The organism is Paraburkholderia unamae, from assembly GCF_003268775.1.
Lineage (GTDB): Bacteria > Pseudomonadota > Gammaproteobacteria > Burkholderiales > Burkholderiaceae > Paraburkholderia > Paraburkholderia unamae.
Genome location: NZ_QLSU01000007.1, coordinates 132,647 through 144,121, shown reverse-complemented (window position 1 = coordinate 144,121; position 11,475 = coordinate 132,647). Strand labels below are relative to the sequence as shown.

At 66.0% G+C, this 11,475-nt stretch carries 8 protein-coding genes and 1 pseudogene; 7 read left to right on the top strand and 2 right to left on the bottom strand.

The window, feature by feature from the left end; genetic code table 11:
- Positions 1–60: 60 nt before the first annotated feature.
- A pseudogene (locus C7401_RS13825) lies at positions 61–588 on the top strand (YadA family autotransporter adhesin); the annotation flags it as partial.
- Positions 589–776: 188 nt separating this feature from the next.
- On the opposite strand, the gene C7401_RS13820 reads toward C7401_RS13825, so the two are convergent.
- Positions 777–1,634, bottom strand: coding sequence for a MurR/RpiR family transcriptional regulator (locus tag C7401_RS13820; RefSeq protein ID WP_112171948.1), 858 nt, complete (start codon positions 1,632–1,634; stop codon positions 777–779).
- Positions 1,635–1,923: 289 nt separating this feature from the next.
- Between C7401_RS13820 and edd the strand changes: the two genes are divergently transcribed.
- The 4 genes from edd to C7401_RS13800 all read left to right on the top strand — a co-directional run bounded on the left by edd (position 1,924) and on the right by C7401_RS13800 (position 6,667).
- On the top strand, positions 1,924–3,825 hold the full coding sequence (gene edd / locus C7401_RS13815) for a phosphogluconate dehydratase (RefSeq protein WP_112171947.1): 1,902 nt from the start codon (positions 1,924–1,926) through the stop codon (positions 3,823–3,825).
- Positions 3,826–3,848: 23 nt separating this feature from the next.
- Entirely contained in the window at positions 3,849–4,490 is a 642-nt protein-coding gene (gene eda, locus C7401_RS13810) for a bifunctional 4-hydroxy-2-oxoglutarate aldolase/2-dehydro-3-deoxy-phosphogluconate aldolase (protein ID WP_112171946.1), read from the top strand.
- Between the two features lie 294 nt (positions 4,491–4,784).
- On the top strand, positions 4,785–6,146 hold the full coding sequence (locus C7401_RS13805; protein WP_112171945.1) for a GntP family permease: 1,362 nt from the start codon (positions 4,785–4,787) through the stop codon (positions 6,144–6,146).
- A gap of 14 nt (positions 6,147–6,160) precedes the next feature.
- Entirely contained in the window at positions 6,161–6,667 is a 507-nt protein-coding gene (locus tag C7401_RS13800) for a gluconokinase (RefSeq protein ID WP_112171944.1), read from the top strand.
- 74 nt (positions 6,668–6,741) lie between these two features.
- On the opposite strand, the gene purB is transcribed toward C7401_RS13800, so the two are convergent.
- Entirely contained in the window at positions 6,742–8,130 is a 1,389-nt protein-coding gene (gene purB, locus C7401_RS13795) for an adenylosuccinate lyase (RefSeq protein WP_112171943.1), read from the bottom strand.
- Between the two features lie 264 nt (positions 8,131–8,394).
- Here purB and C7401_RS13790 point away from each other — a divergent pair, with 264 nt between their 5' ends.
- Both C7401_RS13790 and C7401_RS13785 read left to right on the top strand, forming a co-directional pair.
- Complete coding sequence (locus C7401_RS13790) at positions 8,395–10,209, top strand: tetratricopeptide repeat protein (RefSeq protein ID WP_181565580.1); 1,815 nt, start codon at positions 8,395–8,397, stop codon at positions 10,207–10,209.
- A 109-nt stretch (positions 10,210–10,318) separates the two neighbouring features.
- Positions 10,319–11,302, top strand: a complete 984-nt coding sequence (locus C7401_RS13785; protein WP_112171941.1) for a LysR family transcriptional regulator — start codon at positions 10,319–10,321, stop codon at positions 11,300–11,302.
- Positions 11,303–11,475 lie beyond the last annotated feature (173 nt).

The window sequence follows — 11,475 nt, the reverse complement described above, 5'->3', positions numbered from 1 at the left end:
CTGAACCAGCAGATCCAGAACATCAACGTCAACGGTTCTGAGTATCTGTCGACCAACACGACGAGCGGTGCGGCTTCGGCCACGGGCACCAACTCGATCGCGGCGGGCGGTGGTGCGATTGCTTCGGGTGCGAGCTCGACGGCGATTGGCGACAGCGCGAAGGCCACGGGCAACAACTCGGTTGCGCTGGGTGCGAACTCGGTGGCGGACGAGGACAACACCGTGTCCGTGGGTTCGGAGGGCAACGAACGTCGCATCACCAATGTGGCGAACGGCGTCAACCCGACCGACGCGGCGAACATGGGTCAGTTGCAGAGCGGCTTGAATGCGCTCCAGAGCAACGTGAACTCCGTGGCGCGCACCGCATACAGCGGCGTGGCGGCGGCAACGGCGCTCACGATGATCCCGGACGTCGATCAGGGCAAGACCATCGCGGTGGGTGTCGGTACGGCGAACTTCCAGGGCTACCAGGCCGTGGCGTTGGGCGCATCGGCTCGCATCACCCAGAACCTCAAGGTGAAGCTGGGCGGTGGTTATGGTTCGAGCGGCGGCGCGACCTTCGGCGGCGGTATGTCGTATCAGTGGTAAGCGCCTGAGGGCGAACCGGACGCGGCGCGGTACGGCCGCTTCCGGTCAGCCGGAATCATGGCTTGCGTTCGGGCGTGTGGTTCGCGCCCGGACACAAAGCGACAAAGCGGACTCTTTCGGGAGTCCGCTTTTTTTGCGTCGACGCTTTTTAGCACGAGAGAGGGCGCAGCGAATCCAGCGGTTCGGGTTTAGCCGTTCGGGTCCAGCCTTCGCCGCGCGATGATGTCTTTCGCGTCGGCGAGCTTTTCAGCGAGTTCGGGGCCGCGTTGGAGCGCCACGCCCACCGCGAGGATGTCGCCGATCGCGAGATGCGAGGTGCGTGAAGTCATCGGCGAAAAGACGTCGGTGTCCTCGTCGACGTTTGCGTGCAGGCCCACGCTCGCGAGCCGCGCGAGCGGAGACGTGCCATGCGTGATCGCGATGACCTTCGCGCCACGGCCGAGCGCCGTGCGCGCGGCGTCCACGATGTCGCGCGTACGTCCCGTGTTCGAGATCGCCACGACCACGTCACCGGGCCCGAGCAGCGCCGCCGACATCAGGAATGTGTGCGGGTCCGCGTACGCGACGCTCGGCATGCCAAGGCGAAAGAACTTGTGCTGCATGTCCTGCGCGGCGATGCCCGAGCCGCCTGCGCCATAGAACTCGATGCGCGCAGCGTTGGCGAGCAGGTCGATGGCCGCGGCGAGCGAGTCGGTCGAGAGGTTGTTGCGCACCTGCACGAGCGCGCCGATGGTCCGGTCCAGCACCTTCGCCGCGACGCCCGGCACTGGTTCGTTCGGACTCACGTCGCGATAGACGGCCGGATGTTCCGTTGGCAGGTCGGCGGCAACGGCCTGGGCGAGGCGGATCTTGAACTCCCGGAATCCCGAGAAACCCAGCGCATGACAGAACCGTGCGATGGTCGGCTGGCTCACGCCCGCGCGCTCGGCGACCTCGGTCATCGAAAGGTCGAGCACCTCGCGCGGCGCTTCCACCACGTAATCGGCGAGCTTGCGCTCCGAAGGGCGCAATTGCTCGCGCATGGCTTTCACCTGGGACAGCAGCATCGGGAAACTCGCACTATGCTGAAAGATCCGTGGACTATAGCGGATCGTACGTTATGTACAAAAACTACAGGATCGTCGTTTGCTTCTCTCCGGGTTGGTTGCGCAGCGTCGCGCGAGTCCCGTCAGTAATAAGACTAGGCGTTCGTGTAACGTTGCGCCCCCAGGGTCTAACCGGGATTGTCGGCTTGTAGTTTTTCTACTAACATCGCGCCATCGCTGTCTGGAGCGCCGCAGGCGCGCCTGATCTGGCCCCGAGCGTCCCCGCCGAGACAAGAAGGAAGGAGATTCGATGGTTTCCCCGCATTCTCAGTTGATGAAGGTCACGCAGCGCGTGATCGAGCGCAGCAAGCCGACCCGCGAGGCCTATCTCGCGCGCATTGCGGCCGCTCAGGATCGTTTCCCGGCGCGTGGCGCGCTCTCGTGCGCGAATCTTGCGCACGGTTTCGCCGGCCTCGAAGGCCGCGACAAGATCTCGATCAAGTCGATTCGCGAGCCGAACATCGGCATCGTCTCGGCTTATAACGAGATGCTCTCGGCGCACGCGCCCTACAAGGATTTCCCCGACATCATCAAGAAGGCGGCCCGCGAAGGCGGCGGCGTGGCGCAGTTCGCGGGCGGCGTGCCGGCGATGTGCGACGGCGTCACGCAGGGCAACGCCGGCATGGAGCTGTCGCTGTTCTCGCGCGAGGTGATCGCGATGAGCACGGCCGTGGCGCTCACGCACAACATGTTCGATGCGGCGCTGTGCCTGGGCGTGTGCGACAAGATCGTGCCGGGCCTCGTGATCGGCGCGTTGCAGTTCGGTCATCTGCCCACCGTTTTCGTGCCCGCCGGCCCGATGACGAGCGGCATCTCAAACGACGACAAGGCCAAGGTGCGCCAGCAGTTCGCCACCGGCCAGTGCGACCGCGCGGCGCTGCTCGAATCGGAGGCGGCCGCCTATCACGGTCACGGCACCTGCACGTTCTACGGCACGGCCAACAGCAACCAGATGCTCATGGAGATCATGGGCCTGCATCTGCCGGGCTCCGCGTTCATCCATCCCCATACGCCGCTGCGCGACGAGCTGACCGCCGCTGCGGCGCGCCGGGTGCTCGAACTCACCGTCGAGCGCGGCAACTACACGCCGATTGGTCACGTGGTCGACGAAAAGGCCGTGATCAACGGCATCGTCGCGCTGATGGCCACGGGCGGCTCGACCAATCACACACTGCACCTCGTGGCGATGGCGCGGGCGGCAGGCATCATCATCGACTGGAACGATTTCGACGTGCTCTCGGACGCCGTGCCGCTGCTCGCGCGCGTGTACCCGAACGGCAAGGCCGACGTGAACCATTTCCACGCGGCGGGCGGCATCGCCTTCCTCGTGCGCGAACTGCTCGACGGCGGGCTGCTGCACGAAGACGTGAACACTGTCGCGGGCAAGGGCCTGCGTCATTACACCGAAGAGCCGAAGCTCATCGACGGCAAGCTCACGTGGGTTTCGGCCGTGGAAAAAAGCGCTGACGAGTCCGTTCTGCGTCCGCTCGCGACGCCGTTCCAGCCGGACGGCGGCCTGCGCCTGATGCAGGGGCGTCTGGGTCGCGGCGTCATCAAGGTGTCGGCCGTGGCGCCGGAGCGCCGCAAAGTGCGTGCGCCCGCCATCGTGTTCGATTCGCAGGAAGCCGTGCAGGAAGCGTTCGATCGCGGCGAGCTGGAGCGCGATTTCGTGGCTGTCGTGCGCTTCCAGGGCGCGCGCGCGAACGGCATGCCGGAGCTGCACCGCCTCACGCCGCTGCTCGGCGTGTTGCAGGACAAGGGCTTTCATGTGGCGCTCGTCACCGACGGGCGCATGTCGGGCGCGTCGGGCAAGGTGCCGGCCGTGATCCACGTTTCGCCGGAAACGCTGCTGCACGGGCCGATCGGCAAGGTGCGCGACGGCGATACGATCGTGATCGACGCCGTGGAAGGCTTGCTCGACATCGAAGTGGACGCCGCCGAGTGGGAAGCGCGCCCGGTCGCGCAGCCCGCGCACCAGGATCTCAACGAAGTGGGCTTCGGCCGCGAGCTGTTTGGCGTGTTCCGCGCCGCCGCCGCACCGGCCGAGCTGGGCGCAACGGTGTTCGGGCCGCTCGTCGGCGAGCAGGCCGCGACTGCGCCGGCCGCACCGGTCGCGCACACGACGAACGCCGCGGCCCACGCCGCGAACTGATTTCATCATCAAGGAGCCTGAACATGGCAAATAGCACAGTGGCCGACATCGTCCGCCTGGGTCCCGTCATTCCGGTGCTCGCCTTCGACACGCCGGAGCAGGGCGAGCACGTTTCGCGCGCGCTGCACGCGGGCGGCGTGAAGGTGCTGGAAATCACGCTGCGCACGAAAGCCGGTCTCGAAGCCATCGAGCGCGCCGCCAAAATCGCGCCGGACATCGTCGTGGGTGTGGGCACGATCACGAAGCCCGAGCACTGCGCACTCGCGAAGCAGGCCGGCGCGCAGTTCGGCGTGTCGCCGGGCCTCACGCGCGAGATCCATCAGGCGTCGCTCGACGCGGGCCTGCCGCTCCTGCCGGGCGTGATGACGCCGACCGACATCATCGTCGCGATGGAACTGGGTTACGAGATCGTGAAGTTCTTCCCGGCAGTGCCGGCCGGCGGTCTGAACATGCTGCAAGCGTTCCATGGCCCGTTCCCGACGCTCAAGTTCTGCCCGACGGGCGGCATCAGCGCCGAATCGGCGCCGACCTTCCTCGCGCTGCCGAACGTGGTGTGCGTAGGCGGTTCGTGGCTCACGCCGAAGGCTGCGCTCGCTTCGCAGAACTGGGACGAAATCACGCGTCTCGCGCATGCCGCGAGCGAGCTGTCGCGCCCGGTGCGCTGATACCGCTTCGCTTGACCCCGCGCCGCATGTTGCGGCGCAACGATGACCGGAACGCTGCGCCCGCGAGTCTGGGGGCATAACGAGCCGCGCAAACGGCGCCTTTCAGGCGCGCGCCTTGCGCGGCTCGCTCGTCTTTCCAGCACGCTGCGCCAAAAGTCGTTATAACCTCTACAATCCCCGGCCCGGCGACGGCCGGCCCCTTTCGCACCGCGTAGATTCCGCGTGTGCCGCCGCCGCGCACGCGTCGGCGCACCGGGCGAAAGGACATCGAACAACTACCTGGAGAAGAGCCTCATGGGAGTGGCCCACGGCAGCATGCTGCTGATTTACGCGCTCGTCGCGATCGCTGCGCTGATCCTGCTGATCACGCGCTTCAAGGTTTATCCGTTTCTCGTCCTGATCATCGTTTCGCTGCTGCTCGGCCTGGCCGTCGGCATGCCGATGGATCAGATCGTCAAGTCGTTCGAAACCGGCAACGGCAACACGCTTGGCCACATCGCCATCGTGGTGGGCCTCGGCACGATGCTCGGCAAGATGATGGCCGAATCGGGCGGCGCCGAGCGCATCGCCACGACGCTCATCCGCTGGTTCGGCGAGAAGAACATTCACTGGGCCATGATGGTCGTCGCGATCATCGTCGGCTTGCCGGTGTTCTTCGAAGTCGGCTTCGTGCTGCTGATTCCGATCGCGTTCAACGTCGCCAAGCGCACCGGCAAGTCGCTGCTGCTGATCGGCTTGCCGATGGTGGCGGGTCTCTCCGTCGTGCACGGGCTGATTCCGCCGCACCCGGCCGCGCTCCTCGCCGTGCAGGCGTATCACGCCGACATCGGCAAGACCATCGCTTACGGCCTGATCGTAGGCGTGCCCACGGCGATCATCGCCGGGCCGCTGTTCGCGCTCTTCATTCACCGCTTCATCAAGCTGCCGGAGAGCAATCCGCTGTCCGAACAGTTCGTGAGCAAGGCCGATCCCAAGCCCGATAGCGAACTGCCGAGCTTCGGCGTGACGCTCTTCACGATCCTGCTGCCCGTGATCCTGATGCTGGTGGGTAGCTGGGCCGATCTCGTGTTCACGCCCAAGACGCTGCCGAACAATCTGTTGCACTTTATCGGCACCTCGGACGTCGCCCTGCTGATCGCCGTGCTGGTAAGCTTCTGGACCTTCGGCGCGCAACGCGGCTTCACGCGCGAGCAGATCCAGAAGTTCTGCGGCGACTGTCTCGCGCCGATCGCGGGCATCACGCTGATCGTCGGCGCGGGCGGCGGCTTTGGCCGCGTGCTGATGGACAGCGGCGTATCGAAGCAGATCGTCGAGCTGGCACAGAACGAGCATCTGTCGCCGCTTCTGCTCGGCTGGCTCGTCGCCGCGCTGATCCGTCTTGCCACGGGTTCGGCCACGGTCGCCATGACCACGGCATGCGGCATCGTCGCGCCGATCGCGTCGGCCAGCGCCATGACGGTGAAGCCGGAGTTGCTCGTGCTCGCTACGGGCTCGGGCTCGCTGATCTTCTCGCACGTCAACGACGGCGGATTCTGGCTGATCAAGGAGTATTTCGGCATGACCGTGGGTCAGACGTTCAAGACCTGGTCGCTGCTGGAAACGATTATTTCGCTGCTGGGCCTTGGCCTCACATTTGCCTTGGCAGCGGTGGTGTAGAACTGGAGCGGTAAATGATCCTGATAGCGATGGGCGTGTCGGGCGCCGGCAAGACACGCATCGGCGAAATGCTCGCCGAGCGCCTCAAGTGCGACTTCACCGATGGCGACGCTTTTCACAGCGAAGCCAACAAGAAGAAGATGCACGACGGCATCCCCCTCACCGACGACGACCGCTGGCCGTGGCTGCGTACGATTCGCGCCGCGATCGAGGAGAAGCAGCGCGCGCACGATACGGCCGTTTTCACGTGCTCGTCGCTCAAGCGCTCGTATCGCGACATCCTGCGCGGCAACGATCGCGACGTGTGCTTCGTGTACCTGAAGGGCTCGTTCGACGTGCTGCACGAGCGCCTCGTCTCGCGCACCGGCCACTTCTTCGACCCGTCGCTGCTGCAAAGCCAGCTCGAGACGCTCGAAGCGCCGGGCCCGGATGAGGCGATCGAGGTGAGCATCGAACTCTCGCCCGAGCAGATCGTCGACGAGGTGATGAAGCAACTGGAAGTGCGCCGCGCGCAGCGATAACGCGTTGGCGGCGGTAAACGAAAAAAGCGCTCGATTCAATCGAGCGCTTTTTTTATGGCCTGGCCGTATGGCGATTACGAAATGCGCTTCGCCAGTTCCACGGCCTTGCCGACGTACGACGCGGGCGTCATGTCGAGCAGACGCTTCTTCGCGTCTTCAGGAATCGCGAGACCGCTCACGAACGTCTGCAACGCTTCGCGCGTGATGCCCTTGCCGCGCGTGAGTTCCTTCAACTGCTCGTACGGGTTCTCGATGCCGTAGCGGCGCATCACCGTCTGCACCGGCTCGGCCAGCACTTCCCACGTTGCGTCGAGGTCGTCGTTCAGACGCTGCGGGTTCACTTCGAGCTTGTCCAGGCCGCGGATCAGCGCGTCGTACGACAGCAGCGAGTAGCCGAACGCCACGCCGATGTTGCGCAGCACGGTCGAGTCGGTGAGGTCGCGCTGCCAGCGCGAGACCGGCAGCTTGTCGGCCAGGTGGCGCAGCGTGGCGTTGGCGAGGCCGAGGTTGCCTTCCGAGTTTTCGAAGTCGATCGGGTTGACCTTGTGCGGCATGGTCGACGAGCCGATTTCGCCAGCCTTCGTCTTCTGCTTGAAGTAGCCGAGCGAGATGTAGCCCCACACGTCGCGATCGAGGTCGAGCAGGATCGTGTTCGCGCGCGCGACGGCGTCGAACAGTTCCGCCATGTAGTCGTGCGGTTCGATCTGGATCGTGTACGGGTTGAACGTGAGCTTCAGGCGCTCTTCAACGACCTTCTTCGAGAATGCTTCCCAGTCGAATTCCGGATATGCCGAGAGGTGCGCATTGAAGTTGCCGACCGCGCCGTTCATCTTGCCGAGCAGTTCGACCTTCTCGATGCGCGTGATCGCGCGCGCGAGACGCGCCGCGACGTTGGCGATTTCCTTGCCGAGCGTCGTCGGGCTGGCCGGCTGGCCGTGCGTGCGCGAGAGCATCGGCTGCTCGGCGTGCGTGTGCGCGAGCGTCACAAGGCGCTGATGCACCGAGCGCAACGCCGGCAGGATCACGTGCTCGCGGGCGCCCGCGAGCATCAGGCCGTGCGACGTGTTATTGATGTCTTCCGAGGTGCAGGCGAAGTGGATGAATTCGCTTGCGCGCTCCAGTTCCGGCTGACCCTTCACCGACTCCTTGAGCCAGTACTCCACGGCCTTCACGTCGTGGTTCGTCACGCGCTCGATGTCCTTGATGCGCGCGGCGTCGTGCGCCGTGAAGTTCTCGGCGAGCTTGAGCAGGAACTGCTCCGACGCTTCCGAGAAGCGCGGCACTTCCGCGAAACCCGCCTGCGAGAGCGCGATCAGCCAGTGAATTTCCACGGTCACGCGGTTGCGCATGAATGCGGCTTCCGAGAGCCAGTCGCGCAGGGCTTCGGTTTTCGAGGCATAGCGGCCGTCGAGCGGGGAGAGCGCGTTGAGCGCGAAGAGGGTATCGGGACGAGTGTCGGACATGATGGGGACGTAACGTGGGGCGTTACGCTCAGTAGGACTCAGTTGGCGGTCGGTTGCGGTCGGATTGACGACGGCGGGAACCGCGTATTTTAGCACCTCGCCGACAGGGCCCGAGGGCGGGGCTGTCAGGCATGGTTCAGCGCCGGCGTGCGATGCGCCCTGAGGCGTTCCGTCGCGCCGGCCGCTTAACGAGATCGGGGGTTTTGAGACGGGTATAGAGTGCGATCACGTCAAAAGTTTGCGCCTAATCAAATGTTTGCTGCCATGTCTCCCGATGCTCCCCCCCTCGCTTCCACCATCGCTTCCGAGCAGGCCGCGGCCCTGGTCGACGCCGGTCTCGCCTACCACCGCGCGGGCCGGATCGACGACGCAAGCGACCTTTACGAGTCCGCACTCGACGCGCAGCCCGATCATCCCGGCGCGCTGCACTATCTCGGTGTGATCGCGCTCGGCCGCGACGACCTGGCGCAAGCCGCCGCCCTGATCGACCGCGCTCTCACGCAAGCGCCGGACAACGCCGAATACCAGGCCAACCGCGGCGTGGTCGCCGCGCGCCAGGGCGACCACACGGGCGCCGCCGCGTGGCAGCGCAAGGCGCTGGCTATCGCGCCCGATTTCGCGAACGCGCACAACAACCTCGGCAATGCGCTGATGGAACTCGGCGATCGCGCGGACGCCGCGCAGCACTACCGTCGCGCGCGCGCGCTGGAGCCGAATTCGGCGCATTTTGCGTTCAACCTCGGGCGCGCGCTCGAAGCGGCCGGGCAAAAGGCCGACGCGCTGGAGGAATTCCGCGCGGCCGCGGCGCTCGACCCGCGCGACCCGAATACGCTGATCCATATGGGACGGCTACTGCGCGGCATGGAAAAGCACGCCGAAGCCGCCGCCTGCTTCGAGCCCGTGATCGCGCGCGACCCCGACAACGTGCTCGCGCTCTTCGAACTCGGCTACGCCTACGATGCGATGCACCGCTATGAAGAGGCGATTCCGCTTTACCGCCGCGCGATCGAGCTCAAGCCCGACGGGGCGGGCGTCATCAACAATCTCGCCTTCGCGCTAACGGCGCTCGCGCGTTACGACGAAGCGGAAGTCGAATATCGCCGCGCGCTGGAACTGAACCCCGGCTTGCCGGAATCGGGTTTCCAGTTGGGCATGCTGATGCTCAGGCGCGAGGACTATGCGGACGGCTGGCCGCTGTTCGAAAACCGCAAGATCACCACCATCGGCAAGCCCAATTACCCCAAACGGCCTGGCGCCGAATGGCAAGGGGAGCCGCTCGCGGGCAAGCGTTTTCTGATCTGCCGCGAGCAGGGCGTGGGCGACCAGATCCAGTTCGTGCGCTATGCGGGCCTGCTCGCGCAGATGGGCGCGCAGGTCGACGCGTGGGTCGCCCCGGAACTGGCGACGCTCGCCGCGACGGTGCCGGGCGTGGCGCGCGTGCTCGACGCCGCGCCGAGTGACGAAGCCTTCGCGTCGGAATACGACTACAGGTGCGACGTGATGAGCCTCCCGCTCAAGTTCCCCGGCCGGCCGATCTACGCCGCCACGCCTTACATGCGCGCCGACTCCGTGCAGGCCGTTGCGTGGCGCGCACGCGTGAATGCGCTGTCCGGCGCCGCGCGTCGCCGCATCGGGCTCGTGTGGGCGGGCAACCCGCGCCACCATTTCGACGCGTTCCGCTCCGTGCCGCTCGAATCGCTCCTGCCGCTTGCCGAACTCACCGGCAACGCCTGGTTCGCGATCCAGAAGGGACCGGGGGCCGCGCAACTCGCGCGAGTCGCGGGGCGCTGGCCGATGGACGCGCTCGGCGACGATCTGCACGACTTCGCGGCCACGGCGGCGCTTATCGCGGCGCTCGACCTCGTCATTACCGTCGATACCTCGGTGGCGCACCTCGCCGGCGCGCTCGGCAAGCCGGTGTGGGTGCTGCTGGCCGCGCAGCCCGACTGGCGCTGGGGCAAGGATCGCGCCGATTCGGTCTGGTATCCGTCGGCGCGCGTGTTCCGCCAGTCCACGCTCGGCGACTGGAGCGGCGTGGTCGCGCAACTGCAAGCCGCGCTTGGCACGGCGTCCCGTTAAGCGTCTTCCAAAGCATCCCGCCGGCACGGCGCGAAATTCGCCGCGCCGCCACCCGGCCGTGCGCGCGCGGGCCTAGAATGCGGACTTCTCATCCGCTCGCTGGCCCCGCATGGAACTCAAATGGCTCGAAGACTTCGTTTCGCTCGCGGAGACGCATAGTTTCAGCCGCTCGGCCGAGTTGCGCCACGTGACGCAACCGGCCTTCTCGCGCCGCATCCAGGCACTCGAAGCGTGGCTCGGCACCGAACTGATCGATCGTTCGGTATATCCGACACGCCTCACCGCCGCGGGCCAGGTTTTCTACGAGCAGGCGCTCGCGATGCTCTCGCAGTTTCACGAGGCGCGCACGCTGCTGCGCGGCCATACGGCCACGCCCGCCGCGACCATCGAGTTCGCGGTGCCGCACACGCTATCGCTCACGTACTTTCCCCGCTGGCTCCAGCACATCGAGGCGAAGCTCGGCCGCATCCACACGCGCCTGCGCGCGCTCAACGTGCACGACGCTGTGCTCTCGCTCGTGGAGGGCGGCTGCGACCTCGTGATGGGCTACCACCACCCGAGCCATCCGGTGACGCTCGACCCCGCGCGATACGACACGCTTACACTCGGCATCGAGTCGATCAGTCCGTACTCCGCGTCGCAGCGGGCAGGGCGCGCGCGTTACACGCTGCCGGGCACGCCCGATGCGCCCGCACCGTATCTCTCGTACACGCCGAACGCCTATCTGGGCCGCATGACCGAGGTGATCGTCGCCAACGCACCGGCGCGGCTCTATCTGGATCGCGTGTACGAAACCGATATGGCTGAAGGCCTCAAGGCGATGGCGCTGGCCGGTCACGGCATCGCCTTTCTGCCGCACAGCGCGGTGGAGGACGCGGTGGCGCAGGGACATCTGATCCGGCTCGATCGCGGCACGCGCGGCGTGCCCGAGGGGCAGTTCACGCTCGACATGGAAATCCGCCTGTATCGCGACAAACTCGCGACGCAAGGCGACGACGCGCGCCAGGCGCTCGTGCGCGAACTGTGGGAAGCCGTGAGCGCGGAGCTTGCGCAACGCGAAGGCGCGGCGGCGCGCGGCGGCCGCGCAGGCTGACGAATCGCCAACCTGAACGCACTGTAAAGCTCAGGACGATGCGAAACGGCGGCGCCCGCAACGGGAGCGCGGCTCTCGCATGGCACATGCATCGACGCCGCATTGAGGTATTTCGCGCGCAGCAACAATCACGTGATGATCACCATCAATCGTGCAAACAGTCATGTTATTTC

Coding starts and splice junctions, on each gene's coding strand:
- C7401_RS13820 (WP_112171948.1), bottom strand. CDS start 1,634: ATGCTGCTGTCCCAGGTGAAAGCCATGCGCGAGCAATTGCGCCCTTCG.
- eda (WP_112171946.1), top strand. CDS start 3,849: ATGGCAAATAGCACAGTGGCCGACATCGTCCGCCTGGGTCCCGTCATT.
- C7401_RS13785 (WP_112171941.1), top strand. CDS start 10,319: ATGGAACTCAAATGGCTCGAAGACTTCGTTTCGCTCGCGGAGACGCAT.
- C7401_RS13800 (WP_112171944.1), top strand. CDS start 6,161: ATGATCCTGATAGCGATGGGCGTGTCGGGCGCCGGCAAGACACGCATC.
- C7401_RS13805 (WP_112171945.1), top strand. CDS start 4,785: ATGGGAGTGGCCCACGGCAGCATGCTGCTGATTTACGCGCTCGTCGCG.
- C7401_RS13790 (WP_181565580.1), top strand. CDS start 8,395: ATGTCTCCCGATGCTCCCCCCCTCGCTTCCACCATCGCTTCCGAGCAG.
- edd (WP_112171947.1), top strand. CDS start 1,924: ATGGTTTCCCCGCATTCTCAGTTGATGAAGGTCACGCAGCGCGTGATC.
- purB (WP_112171943.1), bottom strand. CDS start 8,130: ATGTCCGACACTCGTCCCGATACCCTCTTCGCGCTCAACGCGCTCTCC.